The following is a 19989-nucleotide window of genomic DNA, read 5'->3' as shown; positions in this document are numbered from 1 at the left end:
AATGAAGTCTATAAAACAAGTATTGGCGTTTGTTATTTTAATTGTCTTTTCTTTTTCGAATATTTCCTTTGCGTCGGAGATCAGTTCCTTTAAATTGTCTCCGCCAAGCAGCTTCTCGAGTCTTAATGGTGAAGAATTCAAAGATGCTGCCCAGATCATGATGGGCGTGAAAAAAGAGCGGAAAAGAAAAAGCCCATTTAAAAAAGCCATACCAATAGTTCTCGCGACTGTTACAGCCATAGGCGGATATAGCCATAGTGCAAAGGCAGGGGAAAGTCCGCGTCCGCTTGCGCAAGAGCCTGCGCCTCAATTGTACGAAAACAAAGAGATGATGATAAGGTATCATATAAGAAGATTAAGCGCTGATGACGAGAAGATACGTGAGGATGCGATAACTTCCATTATTAACATTGGCAAGGAAGCAGTCCCAGCTCTCATTGAAATGATACTGAAAGACAAAGATTGCGGCATTCGAGAATTCTCGGCTTCGGATCAGCTTAAATCTGCTGCGGATATGAAGGCGCAGGGCCATGTAATTATAGTTAAACAATACCAGAATATACAATATGATAGTAATAACAATGTTATATACAATGAATTCTTATTATCTTGGACAATGCCGAATTACGGTGGTATGCGAGGGGCGGATATCGTAGTTATAAGAAATGGCAAAAATGTGATATTCAGGGTATTACTCACAGAAGACGCGGATATTAAGGGCTTGACGGCGATAAAAGAGGCAGTAGTGAGCAAAAAAGTCCAGGACTACATTGCGAAAGACAGATCCGGAAATATTAAGTTGGATCTTGCCAGGCTTACAGGATTGGATGTTAATCAGTTTAAGGCCCTGGGCATTAGTAACGCATATGATAATAGAGTTGTTCAAAATTCCGCTATCCTGGCTCTGGGCAGGATAGGCGACAGACAGACAATCCCGTTTCTCGTCAAAATACTGCAAGAAGATAAAGATGCTGGCATTCGTGAAGCCGCAAAAGAAGCCATCAAAGAAATCAAAAAAGCGAATGCCGCCAAACCTGCTCCTCAAGCCGTTACGAAGCCCGCAACCCAACCGGTATCAAAGCCGCGGGCACAAGCTAAAATGAGTAGATATAGTAAGCCCTCTGATGACGATATTCGTTTAATGGTTTCCCGCATAAAAGAGGCAGGGGTGGAAATATTTATTCCGAAATCGCAGTTCCCGGGCAATACTACAGGCCGATACAGAGCGATAATTGAATCAATTGGCGGCAGCCTAAGAGTCTATCAGTATGTCGAAGACTTGCAAACAATGATAAAAACTCCCGCAAAATCCATAATCATGACAAGCGGTATTAGCGATGTCGATGCCGGAATTTTACGGTTATTGAAAGACCAGGCCTCTGAACTCAGGCTCATGAATTTTGCGAAAATGGACGATATAGACAAAATGACTTCTGATGAACTCGATAATTATGAAGCCGATATATTTAGCATTTTACTTCTCACCAGAGTCATAACGCCGGAAGACTTTCAGGACAAGGGAAGTCCGACCTATCGTATGCTTTCCCATCTTTTGGAGGACTATATGCCGGAAGAGCTGTCAGTCGAGAATTACATAGAAGGCATAGTTACCAACGCGGATAGATTGATAAAGACGATATTAAAAGCCTTGCCAATAACCGTATACAGGGCAATGAGACAATCAGTTGAAGTCCTCTGGTCCGCGTAGAGCACATACGCAGCCGAGCAGACCGCGCTTCAAGCGGCGTAATTTGTTAATGCGCGAGAGATCAAAGAATCTACGCCATAAAAGCCCTTGACAGTTTTCGATAATATGATATACTTGTATGTAAGAAAGTAAGGAAGTAATGCAAGTGAAAGGAGTGGTATAAAATGAAGACACTAGACAGGGGCCGTTACTATGTTTCACACATAACGTCAAAGGGCCAGACTACCATACCGAGGATGGTGCGGGAGATGCTTGGCCTAAAGGAAGGCTCGGAAATCGCTTTCAAGCCTGCTAACCACGGGTTTATGCTCGTAAGAGTCACGACGACTATAAAAGAAGAGAATCCCTATACGTCGAAAGAATGGAAGAAGATAGAAAAGCTCGCTTCCGCCAAGGGCAAGACGTTCCATAGCGCGGATGCCGCCATAAAGCACCTCCATAAGGCATAGTAGACGTATGAGAATCAATATCAAGCCGTCCTTCGGCCGAGTCTATAAGAAACTCCCCCACTCTGAGAAGGCTCAGATTAATGAGAAGATTCGAGAGCTATTCAACTATTACAACAAAGATATGATGTTTGTCGACTTGCGGGTGAGGAAGTTAAGCGGCAAGGATAATTACTTCGAGATAAGCACCGTCTCGAATCGGCGTATATTACTACGAAAACATAGCGACCTCATCGAGCTTATAGCTTACGGCAACCATGATGAAATCAGAAGGCTTCTCAGGCAACTGTAATACCATGAACACGCATTATTCCCCTACTTGACAAAGGCAGATTTATCAAGTATACTTAGTTAACAAATATGTTAACTAGGTATACTTATGAATTATACAGTATTAAAGGGTATAAAAAAGCCATATTTTGGATATGAGGATATATCCAAAATCCTCGACATAACGCCTGAATCAGCAAGAGTTTTCGCCACCAGGTATGTCCGGCAGGGTATTTTGCTGAGGGTAAAAAGAGGCTTCTATGTCCTGGTCGACAGGTGGGATGTATTTACGAGAGAAGAAAAATTTGCCATCGCGAACATTGCCCAGGTCCCTTCATATATATCCTTAATGAGCGCCCTGGATTATTATGAGATAACGACACAGATGCAGCGCTTTTTTCTTGAATCGGTTGCCATAAAACGCACAAAAACAGTCAGGGTATCGGATACAGTTTTAAATTTTACTAAAATACAAAAAGAACTTTATTTTGGATTCATAAAAGAAAAAGATTTTTTTATAGCAACCCCCGAAAAAGCATTCCTGGATGCCGTTTACCTTATGAGCCTCAAAAGATATAGTCTTGATTTAAGCTCCATAGACCGCACCAGGTTGAATTTGGCGAAAATCAAAACGATGGCCGGAAAATTTCCAGAAAAAACGAAAGAGATTTTAAAAAGATATGGATATATTGCAAAAACATGAGATATTAGAAATTGAAACTCTTGACAGCATGAATAGCGGCAAGTTTCTCGATCCGCTGGTATTCGGAGGCGGCACTATGCTCAGGCTGTGCTATGAGCTGAACCGCTATTCCGTTGATCTGAATTTCTGGTTTGTGAAAAAAACCGACCCCGGGGCATATTTCGAAAAGCTCAAAAAGCACCTGGAACAGCGCTATGAATTGACCGATGCCAAATTAACATATTATACGATTTTACTGGAATTGCGCGTCAAAGGTTATCCCAAAAAGCTCAAAATAGAGATAAGAAAAGAGATGAAGCCCTGTGATATAGAAGAGAGGATCGCCTTTTCAAAGTTCGCCTCAAAACAGGTGATATTAAAGGTGCATACTTTAGAGCAAATGATGAAAAATAAAATAGAAGCCGCTTTGGAGCGTCATGAAATAAGAGATTTCTATGATATGGAGTTTATGGCGAGAAAAGGAGTGGCCATCAAAGCCTCCCGCGGTGATTCGGAGAAACTGCTCAAGCTCATGAGCTCCTTTAAGGCCGCGGATTTCAGTGTAACTCTTGGCTCATTACTTGAACCGGATGCCAGAAGGTATTATATGTCGAACAAGTTTTCTTTCCTTCGCGAAAAGATTTTAGCTCGCTATTGACAAATAGAAATATGCAAAAGCCGCGCCGGGGATTTTTGTTATTATATACCATGAAAATATAACTTGACATATTCGAATTTCATGGTAAACTTTTGATATGATCGAGAGAATAAAGCTTAAAGAAAATGTCCAGGAGGCGTTAAGGAGAAGCCGCGCCGTCGTTTTATTAGGGCCCCGCCAATGCGGGAAGACAACTCTGGCACGCGAACTCGCCGATACTGCATCTGCTAATTATTTTGATCTCGAAGATCCTGAAACTGCCATGCGGCTGGACAATGCCAAGTCAGCCTTGGGCCATTTGAATGGCCTTGTGGTTATTGATGAGGTGCAACGGCGTCCAGAGCTATTTCCTGTTCTCCGGGTTCTCCTTGATAGAAAACCTTTACCTGCCAAATTTCTTATCTTAGGAAGTGCCTCCCCCGAACTCTTGAGACAATCTTCTGAAACCCTGGCCGGGCGCATCGAAATAATTGTTATGGGTGGGTTTAGTCTTGATGAAGTTGGGAGTAAACAGTCCTCTCGTCTTTGGCTGCGCGGGACATTTCCATTATCGTTTTTAGCAAAGAACGATTCCGACAGTTTTTTATGGCGCAAGAGCTTCATTCAAACATTCCTTGAGAGGGACCTTCGGCAACAGGGTATTGCTGTGCCGATAATTGCATTGCATAGATTTTGGACAATGCTGGCACATAGCCATGGGCAGATATGGAATGCTGCTACTTTTGCCGGTTCCTTGGGGGTCAGCGAGCCCACTATACGCAGGTACCTGGATATTCTTTCCGGAGTATTTATGATGCGGCAATTGCAGCCTTGGCACGCTAATATTAAAAAGCGGCAGGTCAAAGCGCCAAAAATTTATATTCGCGATACAGGCATACTGCATAGCCTCTTAGGTATAAGAACTATGGGTGATCTATCGGCCAATCCGAAATTTGGTGCTTCATGGGAGGGTTATGTTATAGAGGAGGTTATTAATGCTGTTGAGCCGGATGATGTTTATTTCTGGGCCACTCACAATGGCGCGGAAATTGATCTGGTATTTAGAAAGAAAGGACAAATGTATGGCGTTGAGTGTAAGAGAGCCGACGCTCCGGCAATAATGCCTTCCATGAGGATAGCCCTGCATGATTTAAAGCTATCGCGCATCGCTGTGGTGTATCCGGGAAAACAAAGGTATTCACTGCACAAGCAAGTCGAGGTTATCCCGCTTGAAACAGTTATTGGCGGGATGAAAGGGATGTTCGGGAAAAAATAGAAATACCATTTTTTTACTTGACTGTTTGACTAAAATGGAGCATACTCCATTTTAGTAATGCTAAAATGGATGCGCATCTTATATGAAAAACATAAAAAGGATATTGGATATAAAGCTTCCGCGGCGGCAATCCGCATTTTTATGGGGAGCGAGAAAAACAGGTAAGACCACCTATCTTAAGGAGAGGTTTCCGGATAGTGTCGTATTTGATTTTTTGAAGTCGGACTTATTTCTGGAGATTTCGAAGCATCCATCTTTGTTACGCGAACGGTTGCTCGCGAAGGAAAAGTCGGAACTTAGAGGGCCTGTGATACTCGATGAAGTGCAGAAGGTTCCTCAGGCTCTGGATGAGGTGCATTGGCTCATAGAGAATACAGATTTGAGTTTTATTCTTTGCGGTTCAAGCGCGAGAAAACTCAAAAGAGGGCACGCTAATCTGCTTGGCGGAAGGGCGTGGCGGTACGAGCTCTTTCCGCTCGTCAGTAGAGAGATAGGTAAGATAGATCTTTTGCGCGCTTTGAATCATGGTCTTATCCCCACGCATTATCTACAGAATGACGAGGATTGCAAAAAATCCCTTAAGGCTTACGTTCAGGATTATTTGCGGGAGGAAGTCTTTGCCGAAGGCCTGACGCGAAATATTCCCGCTTTCTCAAGATTCTTCGATGCTTTTGGATATTCGCATGGGCATATAACAAACTATTGCAATATTGCCCGCGATTGCGGCGTTGATTCAAAAACGGTTAAAGAGTACTATCGGATACTTGAAGACACTATGCTGGCTGTAAGGATAGAACCGTTCAAAAAAAGGCAATCCCGTAAGGTTATAACTAAGGCATCGAAATATTATATGTTCGATGTGGGGGTTTCCGGATACCTTACCAATAGGTATTTATCGGAAGAGAAGGGCGAGGAATTTGGCAAGGCATTCGAACATTTTATGCTTATGGAGATCCTTGCGTATAGATCCTATGTGAGTAAGGACTTTGCGATAAATTTTTGGAGAACAAAAACAGGGCTTGAGGTGGATTTTGTGTTGGGATCGGGAGAAGTTGCCGTAGAGATAAAAGGATCGGCCCGGGTTGATAAAAAGGACACCAGCGGCTTGGACGCGTTTATCAGCGAATATTCTCCTAGAAGAAGTATTATTGCCTGCAATGAAAAGGATAAGAGGCGTCATGGCAAGATAGACGTATTGCCATGGGAAATTTTCCTGCAACAGCTTTGGGAAGGTAAGATTCTGTAAGCCCATCTCCGCAAAACGGTTAAAAAATAAAAAACTTAGTTTATTGTGATTGACTTTATGTGTTCTGAAGGTATAATATACAATAAGTATAAAAAGAACAAAAAGTAAGAAAATCGAATCAATAAATAACGAGGGGGGAAGCCGAAGATGAATTTATCAAATTTACCATCGGGCATGCGATTCAAAAAAGTTGTATCACTTGTTGTCGCCATCTCTTTTATTTTCTCCAACATTGCGTTAGCCGATATACCCAAAACATCCACCCTGGACACTAAAAAATCGGCCCAGATCACCACTGATCCCGAAAAGATAGTAATTCCCCGTGACTATGGCCTTGTAAAGGCCAAATATACAGCCAAAGACTCCAGAAAACTTGTTGTGCACATCCAGGACGCTCACTGTAATTATGAAGCGCAGTCAAATATAATCAAAATATTAGAGTGCCTTATCAAAAACGATGGCTTGAGCTTAATATCAGTAGAAGGCGCTGACGGATTTATTGATACCTCATGGTTTAAGGCATTCCCCGATGCGGACATAAGGAAAGAAGTCGCCGACTATTTCATGAAGAAGGGCGAGATAACAGGCCCTGAATTTCTCGCTATAACTTCAGATTACCCAATAAAGCTATTCGGCGCGGAAACGCGTTCCTACTATATAGAGAACCTCAATGCTTTTACCTCAAGTTACCCACTAAAAGAAGATACCGAGAAGTATTTTAACCAGATAAAGGCGGTCCTTAATAAGCTTAAAACCAATATTTATAGCACCGAACTTAAAGACCTTGACTCTAAGGCTCAAGATTATGAGTCAAAGAAGATGTCTTTCACCGACTATGTCAAGTATCTGGAAACTCTCGCGAACCAGCACAAGATACCGCTGCGCCAATATGAGAATTTATTTAAGCTCGTAAGTGTGCTTATATATGAAAAGAAGATAAATTTTAGCGTTGTAGATAAAGAACGCGCCACATTGATAGACGCTATTACGAAAAAGCTCGATAAAGATCAATTAAAAGAGCTGGTAAATAAATCACTTGAATTCAAGGTCAGCAAGATATCCTCATCGGAATATTACGATTATTTGAAGAATCTTGCGTTAAAGTACGGGATATCCCTCGTAGAAGAATATCCAAATCTATTCAATTACATAATCTACAACTCCGTATATTCAAGGATAGAGAACGAAAAATTATTTAATGATATAAAGAAATTCGAAGATGCGATAAAAGAGAAGTTATTTGCTAATGATGATCAGAGAACGCTCGATAAGCTATCGCACCATATCAATATACTTCTGGGGTTGGTAAATATCAGGCTGTTGAACGGAGACTTCGATTATTATAAAGAGCACAAAGAAGAGTTTACTTATGAGATATTTGCCGAATTTATAAATAAGATGGCCACGAAATTCGGTTTTGCGTATGAGATAGATTCTCCGTCCGAGGCCGTCGTTGAGAGCATGCCAAAACTGGAAGATTTTTATGCTATAGCGATAAAGCGTGATAGGGCGCTGGTGGATAACACGATACAGGCCATGAAGAAAGAGGACGCGCAGGTGTCCGTTCTCGTCACCGGAGGTTTTCACTCGGAAGGCATAACAAAACTTTTAGAAAAGCAGGGGATGTCATATATAGTAGTATGCCCTAATATAACAAAAGATGTCGAGACTCCTTATATAAAGATACTCACCAATCAGCGCACGCCCTTAGAAGAGATACTGACCGATACAGGAGCTACTACAGCTGACGCGAAGAATGTCAACAGCATGCTCGCGCCTTACCTTATTACCGCGGCGAGGATGGATTTAAATACATTATCAGGCGTCAGTGAGATCAGCGACAGAGCTACGGATGATCTTAAGGAATGGGCCAAAAAGCAGATAGAATCATGGCTTCCGATTGCGCGGGAAAATGTCGCTAGGATGCACGTTGAATTTACTCCTGAAATCGCAATTGCCGCTTTCAACAGGTCGGTGGATAATGCCGTAGCGGAATTTACAGCGACCAACCCCGGCCAGAATGCGGTAAAGGCAATAAAAAAACATGCCGTAGAAATAAAGAAGATGTCGCCGGAAATCATTCGTGAATTATTGGCCGCAAAGCCGGCTAAGGTAACCGTAGACATTGAGCGCTATCGTAGAATGAGAGACAGTGCCGGTAAAAATATCCCAACAATAGACAGGATGCTTAGAGAGAAGGATATAAATGAGAGATGGCTTAATTTATCAAACGTAAATTCCGCTACCAGACAAATATTTTTGCTGAAAGCGGTCGATCTTCTTCGTTTGGCGAAAGAAAACGACAAGAAGATAAGTATTACAGTGCTCGCCGGCGGCGAAGCATCGCGTATGCAGAAAGGTGCGATGCCGGAAGTTATCAGGCAGGCACAGGCGGAAGACCCGGCAAGGTTCGGCAGAAACGAAGAAGAACTGCCAAAGGCAAAAGCGCTTTTACCTGCGGCAAAAATAAACGGCCGATGGTATACATTTTTCGAATTTCATATGATTAACATAAAGCGCATGAATGATGAATGCGAGAAATTGGGGTTGGGCAGGCCGTTCATTCCGAAATTTATGGATAATGATAATTACCACCCTATATTCATGAAGATACTGGAGGAAAATAATTATTATGGTTTTGATCCGAAAGGCATTCTTATATTTCAACAGCCGTTGGGACAGAGATGCCTGGGGACAGAAGACGATCTTATAAAAAATAAAGCCGCGTTTATTAAAGATTATGGATCACCCGCTTACGATGCAGCTCTTGCGTATCTCAAAAGCCATGCGGATTATCAGGGGCTTCCTGTAAACGCGATACCCGATCTGAATAACGTACCGGGCGTTGCCGAAGGGCACGGCGATTATTATCATAGCCATCTTATACCGCTGGCCGAATATGACGGAAAGACTATGCTGGAAGTAAGTGACGAAAGGGGCGTAATTTATGATTATGCCCATAATATCGATAATATGGCGCTTCTTAATGAGGACTGGCTGGTCTTATTAGGTTTTATGATTGACCGTAACTACAGCGCGCTATTTGAAGTATCCAAGCGTCCGACCACAGACGCCGGTAAAGGCGGCGGGTTTGCGCTGCAGGGTAAGAACCCACTACAGGTAGAAGATGACGTGGTAAAGGCCTCGGGATTTGATGTTATGGCAGATGAAGCCCGCAATGCCAAACTCGGCCTCTCCCCCATCAACAATGCTTCTATATTTACATTGTTTGATTTTTCCAACGGCAAAAACGTTTGGGCTAATAATTACAAATGGCTGTACGATGTTTTAGCGATGCCTCACGCTACGGCCGCGGAGCGCGCAAAACGCGAGCAGGCACTAAGGGATCTTGTGCAGAGAGGGCGCGAGAAATTTGGTATTTTTGCCGCTTTTAAACCTGTTAAACTTACGATGACGAACGGCACAGAAATAGTTCTGCCGACTAGACCGTATGAAACCAGAGCATGGTGCATACAATATGGCGGGCAGGATAATGTGGGCGTCGCGATGGTTCCTTCAACCGAAGATGTAAAAGCCAAGATCGGGGGCTTGACGCCAAGCATTGCAGCTATAGCATCAGCGCCAGTTACACCAACGACGCGTTTTATGCCGCTTAAAAAGCGGGAAGACTACGATGACCTCTGGTTGCAAGGGTGCCGCGAAGTCATAACTAAGATTGCTATCCAGGGACAACTCGTCTCCCCCGCATTTGAGAGGCTCGTTTCTTCTCAATCTCCTGCCGGCGTGGCACGCCCGGATGATGGATCCAGACAGCTTACAATATCCACAGAGAAAGGCGCGAGACCGTTTACCGTGAAATCGTTTTCCCATAAGCCCGTGCCTCTGGTAGGAATAACGGATAGGGACATTCATGACAACCTCGACCGCAAGATAAGAAAAGATTATTTTAATAAAGGCCTGGTAAAAAAGCTCGATCGTAGATATAAGATACATGGCCTTGTAAGGAGATGGCTTAGCGACAACTGGACATATGGTTACCTGTTGGGGGTATTCGATGATTTAATAAATGGTACAAACTCTTATATAGAGAAAGGCGCAAAATACCAGCCGCAGATCAATATCCTGCAAACAAATGGAAAGCCGATCTATACGCTTCGGGATGGCACCCAAATATGGGGCCACGCCAGTGACAATGGTATCTTCGTTGCCGATTTAAGGGATGAGTCGGGAAAAGAAACGGCCGCCCTCATCATTTTAGAATTATTACGCTTCATGAATGTGAAACCGAATATTGTTGGCCGTGCTTATGAAAATCTTACTACCAAATATTGCGAAGAGGGATCATTTACGATAGATAATGTTCTTGCCGTTGATATTTTCCTCAACGCCCTGGATAATTTAAACGGCTATGAAAAACGGCCTGCGCATCTTCTCAGAGGCACAGGAATAGACCCGATAAGCCGCCAGATCGCAGTCGCAACTCCCGCCGCCGGCGCGATACAGGATTCTCTTGATAAAATAGATTTGCTTCCTTTATTAGATGGCGCAGATGGCGGTCTTCAGGATGGAACCGCAGTTCATATATCGTCTTGGTTTGACCCAGTTACTGCGGATGCTATAAAAATTTTAGCAAAAGATCATAAGGCTAAAAAATTTACGCTGGGCGATTTAGTTGCGTTTATCATTAAAAATCCAGATGAGTGCGTCCAGAGATTCCGTTTAATAGACGATGGAGTGTTCGAATTTGGCGTAATGAAAGATAAGACAGGGTTTAATTGGGAGGCCAGCGAAGCTTTTTTTAACGGCCTGGCAATAACGCTAAGGGAAAGTCTTGGCCAAGAAGCCGCGTATGGTGTTTTTGCAGAATTCATGAAGTCAGAAAGACTACAAAAGCTTATTTTACTGGATGTTATAGCAGTCACATTATATGACGATAATGGTGAAGGCCCTGTTGGTCCCGATGAAAGGGACTCATATTTTTCTAACCATCCTACAGTATATGATTTTTTCCAGCATTTGCGTGATTCAAATTCTTTGAGACAGGGGTATGCTTTAAAAGCAGGGTACAGTATACTTAGAGATGAAAGTGTAAGAGAGCAGTTGATGGATGTTTTAAGTAGAATAGCGCCGCAATACGCACCCAAGCAAAAGGATGGCAGCGTCGGCGCGATACGTATGAAGGGTGGCGAGCTCACAGCAGCGGAACACGGGGCGAGAATTGGCCGCCAAATCGAGACTGACGCTAAAACTGAGGACAGACTACGTATTTTATGGAATGAGAAGAGTGTCAATGCTGTAATCTCGCGATTGATGAGAGACAAAAATCATTATGCCATTTCTTATGTGTACACTGGGACCCATCATCCGAAAGAAGATGTACAAGTCAATCTAATGTATGTTAATAGATACGACTATAAATTGAAGGCTTTACAGGAGCGCCTTAATGACCTTCGCATTACTTTCGTAGTGATACGCGGCTTGAAAGAGGAGCTCAAGAGAGCTGGTGTTGCCGGAGATCTCATATTCCATTGTGGTATTTCCAGAAGAGCCACATATATAGATGAAGAAGATTTTAAATATCTGTTTGATTTACCCAATGGTGCAGATATAATATTAGAAGGCGCCACACACGAAAAGGCTCATATAGATAATGAATATGCTAATCGTCATGATCCATCGGTTAAATTATTGTCGGAATCCGAGATCGAAAGAGAAGCGCCGTCAACAAATGTCAGAAAAGCAATTTTAGAAAGGTCGATAAAGAATATCGGGACTAATATGGATAAAGCTGATATGGATATTGTTCTTCAAGCAGCCGTGAACGGCGATGTTGATGCGTATAACGCGATAGTTGCCCTGCCGAAAGAAAAGCTTGCAACGTATTTTGAGCAGTTCGTGACAGAAGGGTTAAAAAATATCCCCGAAGACTTATTTGGTTTCGGCAAAGGATATGATGTTAGAGGAAACGCGCAGCCCATTACCGGCGGCAAAGTAGATCTCACGCCTATTAATGTGTATGTAATAGGAAAACTTTTGGGAACCTATTATGCCAAGGCAGGAGACAAGATTCTGGTTACCGGAGATATCAGGGTTCACACACCCATTCTAAGATATATGCTGACATTAGGAGCTGCATCGGTGGGCGTTAGCGCTGAATACGCGCCAGATTTTATTACAACAGGCGGCCACAATCTGCTCTCTACCGAAAATGAGGGAAATTATAGTCTCGTGGTTCAGGTTTCCGGAAGTCATGGAGTTCCTCAGAAGAATGGTTTAAAGATAAAGGCCTACCTTGGTAAAAATGATCAGACAGGGCGCAAAATATTAGAGCCTCTTTATGCCGAACGACTTGAAAGCTTGTATTGGAAAAATAAGGCAAAAGGTGTGCGCCAGACAGGATTAAGAGAGAAGGCTAAAACTATCAATATAAAAGAGATAGGCGGACTGGCAAAAGCAGTTATCGAAATGCTTGACAAGACTCTGCCGGCTCTTACTAAAGATGAAATTGTAGTAATAGATTCCAGGGCCGGCGCGGCCGGAGCGGTCCTTATGGATAATCTTAAAACAGGCGAGCAGGGGTTATTGACAAAGCGCGGTTTTCAAATAATAAATATGGATATAGTCGCGAAGGGAGATCTTATCTCTGAAATCAACAGGCTGTGGCAAACCGGCAAACCGGGTAGCCGTAAAATAGCGGTACTGCTTAATGCCAGACCAGACGGTAATATGAGTAGAGGCATTTGGGATCCTTCCAAACCGGAAGCATTAAAAGATGCTCAGGAGCTGGTAAAACTTATTAATTCTAATCTTACGGAAGGCATGCCAAAAGCAATCGGAGCTGTTTTTGATGGAGATACAGACAGGATTACAGGTATATTAGAAGACGGGTATGGTGTTCCCGCGTTTGAGATGACTCTTCCTTATTATCAGAGGTTCTTGCTCAGTGAAAGCAACCAGGAAGCCATGATAGCGCTTGCCAAGGCCGGTTTTGGCCCCATCAAAGTTGTTTGTGATGTAAGGGCTAATAGCAAACTCCTTGCTTTAATAGATAAGGTAAATAAAGAATTGCAGTACAGAGCCAATATTCATAACAAGAATATCGTTGAAGGATGGTTTATAACCACCGGTTATCCACCGCAGTTAGGTTTTATGAATAATAGGATAGCGGAACTGGATGAATTTATCGCTTCAAAGCCTGAATTAAAAAATAACGCGGATTTTATGGAAAAGTTTGCCGGACTCAAGGCCACTTACTTTACTGCCGAGGCGTCGGGGCATAACTTCTTTCATATATCGGCAAGATATCCAAATAGAGTGTGCGATTGTGCTATAGCCGGATTTATAACATTGTTGAGTATACGTGAAAGCATAACAACGCGCGAAATGAAAAACCCGGAGAAGGAACCATTGCTTACAAATCTATTTGCCAATTTCTCTGTTGCATACAGCAGTAATGAGGTGCGGGTTAAGGTGCCAAACAGCGTGAAGATAGCCGTTGCTACAGATGTTGGCAATTGGATGTTTGATTATTATAAAGACCGTGCGCGGTCGATGATGATGGGACCGCTTAAAAAGGGTCATAAAGAAGACGACTATGATGTACAGCCAAAAGAAGATGGGCGTATTACGGTTTCTGGATTTAAGGTACAGCTGGCCGATGGGAGCGCTGCTTTAGTACGATGGTCGAACACAGGCGAAGAACTTACCACTATATTTGAAGGACCGAACTGGGCAGGCTTAATAAGCATTATGAAAGAAATAACGGAGCGTTTACGCCAAGAAACAGCTAAGGGCGTTGATGTGTCTAACCTTGATAAAGAGATTGCGCGGCTCGAGGCTATTCAGAAAGAAGAGAACGCAGGCACTGAAAAGCAAGGCGCTGCAATAAATAGTATAGACGTAGATGTCGCAAGCACAACGAAGGCGCTAGAAATAGGAGCTAATATTGTTCAAGGCGCCATCGCAGCAAGCATTAACAAAGTTATGCTGTTAAATGACTTTGCGGAATCTGTAGGTATAAAGAAAGACAAGGCACTGGAAAATATGGTTAAGGCGGGTATGGCCACCATAGTTGATGAGAAAAAAGTAACATATGAACTCACCAATGATTTCTTTGCCGCTACAAAGTTAAATGAATTTGTGAAATTACAGATCGCTTCTTCAGACAATCCGGCGATGGTAGATCTTACTACTTTGAGAATTGAGCGTATCATTATGAATTCCGTCGATGTGGGCAAATTTATTACAACATTATCGGCAGGTAAGGCGTCGGATTCTATAGTTGCGCGCCTACTAGATGAGAACATATTCCCGACACTGATGGCAACATGGAAATCGGCACGCGCGTCCAAGGCAGCTACTTCCGGCGCGACAGTTGCGCTGGCAGCTAAGGATATTTCGATACCGCAAGCCGCCGGATTTTATCAGGAGAATGGCGTAGAGGTGGTTTTCAACGTGCCCGCCAATGTGTCAGTAAGCGCGGCAATGCTCGAGGCCCTTAAGGGATATCAGGCCGTGATGGGCGCCGACATGGCGCGTGGCGGATATAACTACCGCGGAACGGGAACTAAGCAGACTATAGAGCAGTTCTTTAATGACTATTTCATGAAAGAGTGGTATGAAGCGATACGCTCTTTTGTAAGAGATAGATTCAATGAAAAAGAGCCATTGGAAGCAATCCTTACCAACGGTATAGGTGCTAACGACCAGTTTATGTGGTCGCTCGCTAATATGTATAATGCCAATAAACCGGCCGGTGCTCCTACGTGGTATCATGTAACAACGGCCCGCGAATTTGCCAGACTCGTTTCCGAAGGGAAGCTTAAGCCTGCCAATTCCTTATTTATAGACATCTCGCGCTCGGGCGGCACATGGGAAGGCGTTGAAATCGGTATCCGTTCAGTCGACCTTGGATTTAATAAAAGGATAGCTCTTGCGAATGGCGGGGCGGTAAAGGCCATAACTATGGAAGCTGCCAGGCGCGGAGGATATCAGCCGCTCGTTATCGGAATGAGTCCGGATATAGGTGGGCGCAATATGCACCGCAAGACCACTATATATTATACGGCACAGACCGTTGCAGGCATGTTTTTACCTTCGATGGATTCTACGAAGTTTGCAGCACTCCATCATCAGTTCGATACGGCGAATGACTTCGGCGCTCCTGAAAATAGCTTGCCTGTAAGCACCGGGAGGTTTCTGCAGGGCGCGATGAGGTTATTAGGTACCGAACACATAGCTTTTATAACGAATACGGAATCGTTAAGGCTTGTCGGGACCGAGTGGGAACAGTACATAATGGAAGGGTCCAACAAGGAAGATGTTATATCTATGGGTGCCCACGATCTTACAAAGGAACCTGAATACGTGTTGCAGAATCTCGCTAATAGTCCTGCAGGAAAAATTAGCATAGGGATGATAATACTCGATAAATCGGCACCAGGGTACGAAAAGCACCTTGCAAGGGTCGATGCGCTTAAAAACAAGATGCCGCTTATGGTATTTACCGTCGACAGCCAAAAAGCTGTATCCGAAGGATTTAAAGGCGGGATCAGTCCGACTCAGCAGGCCGCATTCGATATACTTTGGACGGACATGGTCACTGTATTTACCACTCTCTTAAGAGTAGACGCTAATTCCAACCCTAACGTGAAACTGGTACGCGAATATACGGCACAAAGAGTAGCTAAGTGGAAAGAGGCTCAAGCCGCTTATGACAAAGATGCTATCGCGGGCAGGAAAGGCGAGGTTCTATTGAGTTATGGCAGCCCCGCGGAAAGCAAGATTGGCTCTGAAGGCAACCAACTAGTTATGACACAGGCCAATGCCGCCGAAAAAGGCAGAGAACTGGCCGCGGAACTTGTGCAAAAAGGATTGCTTAACGGACGTAATAGATTGAATCTATTTACCGGACGGGAAGACCTTCTGGATCTGGTATCGGAATTAAGGAACGACGCATACGCGTCTGATTTAGGGGCTAAAGCTGGTTGGATTATACAGACAGCGCTATTTCCGATATGGTCACATAAGGGATTGGAGGCAAATTTAGCCTACTCAGATAATCCCGAGAAACCTTTACTGGCAAACAGGACGTTAAATATATTCTTCAACGCCAGGAAGTTAGGGCCTGCTGATATCAATGACCAGAAGTTCAATGATATTGAATTGATGGTCAAAGATAAGAGACTGTACGAAGGGATTAACGGAGCCACAATACATCAGACCAATGACGCTATGACAATACCTAATATCATGCGTATGGCACAAGTATCACCAACTATTTTGTTGGAATTTAATGATAAAACAGAAAATGTGGAGGCCATAATAAAGGCTTTCTATAATGCGTTTATAGAAGAACTTGGTAAACAAGTAGAGATAAATAAAGCTCAGGAGTTTCGTAAGCCTCAAGTCGGGTCTGCGAAACCCGAGGATGGACAAGCTGACATTCCGAAGGCAGAAACTCCAGCATCGCTCGAAGGACTTACTGAAACTGAGCAGGCGTTTATGAATGCCGGACTCAAGCAGGTGGTTACGGATGCTATTTCCAGGGCGCAGACCGCGCAGGAGCTTACCCCTGAAACGATGGAAAGCATCATGAAACAGGCAGCCGGATTAAGCTCCACTCTATCCGCTGTATCCGCGCCTGAAATGACAAAGAAAATAGTCCTGGTGGGCCATGATACGAGTCTGGATGCCGCTTCCAATACTACTGCGCGTGTCGTTGAAGAAACAGTCAACAGGTATCTCGATGATACTTTTATCGAAGTAAGGGCCAGCGGCAGTAACCTGGCCGCAAAGATACAGGAAGTGGCCGCCTCGATAGCGAAAGAGCGCAACATTAACATAAAAGACATCTTCATCGCGACGGTAGCCGGCGACGACACAGTAAAGGAGTTGACAGGCAGGCCAGAACTTGCAAATTTAGGAAAAGTCCTTCAGATACAAAACAAAGTATCCGATACCGAGATGCTGCCGGTCCCTGTCATAGGGTTATATGACTTTATTCTGAGAATGGCATACGGCCAGAGCGACGAGGATATTCTGGCTTGTTTGAACAGGATAGCCTCCAAAGGGCCGAACCAGCCGTTTGTCAAAGAAGATATAGATCAATTGCTAAATAACATAGTAGGGTTACTGCGTATTATACCGAAAGCGGCTCCTGTAAATATGTCAGAGGTAGCCGAGATCAACAGAGCGGCCCAGGCGGTTGCCCGAGCGCTGTAAACAGAAAACCGTTTTACCTATTTTACCCACCGGGAGGGTACAAAATGTACCCTCCCGGTGGGTTTTATGGTATAAATTTACGGTGTATCGTACATATTTTGCTACCTACATTTCCTACCATGCCTTATTGCTTAATTCTAACTTTCTTTTAAACTTTTTTAAAATAGTTTGCAACAATTTTGGCACTTTTTACGTCTTATATAGTATAGGGCAGCGGGGCTGCTCGTGTGTATAGTCAGCTACAGAATGAAAGGAATAATATGAAAGCACTGATTCCGGATGGGATTATTGAGAGAAAGATTTTATGTTTGAATTATCCACGCAAGAGTTTAATGTCTTGAGGTCGCAAATTGCGACCTCAAGTTGGGGAGGTGAAAGATATCTCCCGTATGCATTTACGGAACAAGGCGTAGAATTGGATTTAATCAAGACTAGTAAACAGAAAACCGTTTTACCTATTTTACCCACCGGGAGGGTACAAAATGTACCCTCCCGGTGGGTTTTATGGTATAATTTCATCAACGGAGGGGGGAGAAAATGCCGCACAGAAGAAGACATTACTTGATAAAGAGGGGTTTTCAGCTTAAATATACCCTGGCGATAGTTGGGGTGATATTAACGGTCATGCTTGTCAGCGGCGTCGGGCTTTACGTCGGTATGTGGTCGTCTATAATAGAGAACTTTTCCAAATTTAAAGTGTCGGAAAATCTTGAGACGGCAAGGCGTATAGCAGGTTATGAAGAAGCGCGATATAGTAAAGGCGATTTCAGGCTCGAGAAGATCTTCAGGGAAGCGGAGCTATTGAGCGCGCAGGAACAGGACACTCTTCACAGGGCTTTGAATTCGGTGAACAGGTCGCTTGTGCCGAAGATAGCGATACTTGCCGTAATAATATTTATCGGAGGGATATTCATTTCGCACAGGATAGCGGGTCCGATATACAGGTTCCAGAAATCCGCCGAAGCGATTCGCAACGGAGATTTGAGCGTCAATTTTAATATCAGAAAGACAGATGAGTTGAAAGATACCGCCGCGTCATTAGAGGATATGGTTGAGTCACTGCGAAAAGATATAGGAGAGGTAAAAAAATTAAACCACGATCCGCAGATCGATAAGATACTTTCTAAATATAAAGTATGAGATTGCTTCGTCGCCCTAAAGGCCTCCTCGCAATGACGATTCTGTTTGCCGGCTTTATTCTTTCCGCCGTGCCTTCTTTTGCTTCTCCCGACGAGGAATTCCTCGATAAGCTCGAATATGACAGCATCCTATATTTTGTCCGCGAAAATAATCCCGCTAACGGCCTTATAAAAGATTCCTCACGTCCGGGTTCTCCCGCGAGTGTCGCCAGCGTCGGTTTCGGGCTGACAGCTATATGTATAGGCGAATCGCGCGGCTGGATAGTAAAAAAAGACGCGTATGACATCGTCCTCAAGACCCTGAAAACGTTTCGCGATACGGTGCCGAATGAAAAAGGTTTTTTTTATCACTTTTTGGACATGAGGACGGCCCAACGCGCGTGGAATTCCGAAGTCTCGTCCATTGACACAGCTTTGTTTTTGGCCGGAGCGCTTTTTGCGGGGGAGTACTTTAAAGGGACGGAGATAGAGGATGTGGCGAGAGAACTTTATGAGCGCGTTGAATGGCCCTGGATGCTCAACGGCAAGAAAGTTTTATGCATGGGATGGAAGCCGGAAGAAGGCTTCCTATGGTACTACTGGGATTCTTACAGCGAGGCAATGATATTGTACGCGCTGGCAATAGGCTCTCCCACGCATCCTATTCCGGCGGAGTGCTGGTTTGAATGGGCCAGGCCCGTAGATTCTTATGGCGATTACAGTATAGTATATTGTTCCACGGGCAGTATATTCACATATCAGTACTCTCATGCCTGGATAGATTTTCGACAGATATTCGACGGCGATATAAATTACTATAATAATTCAGTCAATGCGGTTAAGGCAAACAGGCAATTTTGCTTCGACAACGCCGCCTCTCATAAAAGTTATTCAGAAAATTCATGGGGCCTAAGCGCTTGTCTTGGCCCCGACGGATACAAAGGGTACGGCGCTAAGCCGGGAGCCGCATTAAATGATGGCACAATACCGCCATACGGCATGGCCGGTTCCATTGTTTTTGACCCAATAGCTTCTCTGGGCGGGCTTAAAAATCTATATACGAACCATAACTTTTTGTATGGAAAATATGGATTCAAGGACGCGTTTAACACAGACAAAGGCTGGTGGGCAGAAGAGTATTTAGGGATAGATGTTGGCATATGCGCCGTAATGATAGAGAATTATAGATCGGGCCTTGTGTGGAGCAGCTTTATGGAGCTGCCCGCGATAAAGAACTGGGTATCAAAATGCTTCTATAAAGTGCGTTCCAGGGTAAGCGTGTGTCCAATTTCCCAGTCGAGGTAGATTAGAATAGAGACACCTCTTGCGTAACGAACCTCCTGTAGTTTCGTAAAGTTTAGTATTTTATCTCGATAATGTTAGACTTCTCGCGTATGTCAAAGAACGCGTGCCCCGGGAACT

Annotated in this window: 11 protein-coding genes; all 11 read left to right on the top strand. The window is 43.9% G+C overall.

Annotated features, from left to right (window positions below):
• Nucleotide 1 precedes the first annotated feature (1 nt).
• Complete coding sequence (locus Q8R38_00825; protein MDP3790575.1) at nucleotides 2-1708, top strand: HEAT repeat domain-containing protein; 1707 nt, start codon at nucleotides 2-4, stop codon at nucleotides 1706-1708.
• A 164-nt stretch (nucleotides 1709-1872) separates the two neighbouring features.
• A complete protein-coding gene (locus tag Q8R38_00820) occupies nucleotides 1873-2157 on the top strand; it encodes a type II toxin-antitoxin system PrlF family antitoxin (GenBank protein MDP3790574.1) in 285 nt (94 codons plus the stop codon).
• Nucleotides 2158-2164: 7 nt separating this feature from the next.
• The gene (locus tag Q8R38_00815) at nucleotides 2165-2446 is read left to right on the top strand and encodes a hypothetical protein (protein MDP3790573.1); all 282 of its coding nucleotides are present in this window, start codon (nucleotides 2165-2167) and stop codon (nucleotides 2444-2446) included.
• Between the two features lie 87 nt (nucleotides 2447-2533).
• The gene (locus Q8R38_00810) at nucleotides 2534-3127 is read left to right on the top strand and encodes a hypothetical protein (protein MDP3790572.1); all 594 of its coding nucleotides are present in this window, start codon (nucleotides 2534-2536) and stop codon (nucleotides 3125-3127) included.
• Nucleotides 3105-3764, top strand: a complete 660-nt coding sequence (locus tag Q8R38_00805; GenBank protein ID MDP3790571.1) for a nucleotidyl transferase AbiEii/AbiGii toxin family protein — start codon at nucleotides 3105-3107, stop codon at nucleotides 3762-3764. Before Q8R38_00810 ends, Q8R38_00805 begins: the two co-directional genes overlap by 23 nt.
• Before the next feature lie 97 nt (nucleotides 3765-3861).
• On the top strand, nucleotides 3862-5019 hold the full coding sequence (locus Q8R38_00800) for an ATP-binding protein (GenBank protein MDP3790570.1): 1158 nt from the start codon (nucleotides 3862-3864) through the stop codon (nucleotides 5017-5019).
• A gap of 82 nt (nucleotides 5020-5101) precedes the next feature.
• The gene (locus Q8R38_00795) at nucleotides 5102-6265 is read left to right on the top strand and encodes an AAA family ATPase (protein ID MDP3790569.1); all 1164 of its coding nucleotides are present in this window, start codon (nucleotides 5102-5104) and stop codon (nucleotides 6263-6265) included.
• A 147-nt stretch (nucleotides 6266-6412) separates the two neighbouring features.
• Nucleotides 6413-17449: a hypothetical protein gene (locus Q8R38_00790; protein MDP3790568.1), complete on the top strand. Its 11037-nt coding sequence runs from the start codon at nucleotides 6413-6415 to the stop codon at nucleotides 17447-17449.
• A gap of 304 nt (nucleotides 17450-17753) precedes the next feature.
• Nucleotides 17754-18014: an ORF6N domain-containing protein gene (locus Q8R38_00785; GenBank protein MDP3790567.1), complete on the top strand. Its 261-nt coding sequence runs from the start codon at nucleotides 17754-17756 to the stop codon at nucleotides 18012-18014.
• Nucleotides 17987-18589 (top strand): methyl-accepting chemotaxis protein, encoded by a 603-nt coding sequence (locus Q8R38_00780; GenBank protein ID MDP3790566.1) that lies wholly within the window; start codon nucleotides 17987-17989, stop codon nucleotides 18587-18589. The genes Q8R38_00785 and Q8R38_00780 overlap by 28 nt, the downstream gene beginning before the upstream one ends.
• Before the next feature lie 32 nt (nucleotides 18590-18621).
• Complete coding sequence (locus Q8R38_00775; GenBank protein MDP3790565.1) at nucleotides 18622-19872, top strand: glucoamylase family protein; 1251 nt, start codon at nucleotides 18622-18624, stop codon at nucleotides 19870-19872.
• The last annotated feature ends 117 nt before the right edge of the window (nucleotides 19873-19989 follow it).

This window comes from Candidatus Omnitrophota bacterium, assembly GCA_030695905.1.
In the GTDB taxonomy this organism is placed as follows: domain Bacteria; phylum Omnitrophota; class Gorgyraeia; order 2-01-FULL-45-10; family 2-01-FULL-45-10; genus CAZHPY01.
This window is presented reverse-complemented; position numbering and strand designations above follow the sequence as displayed.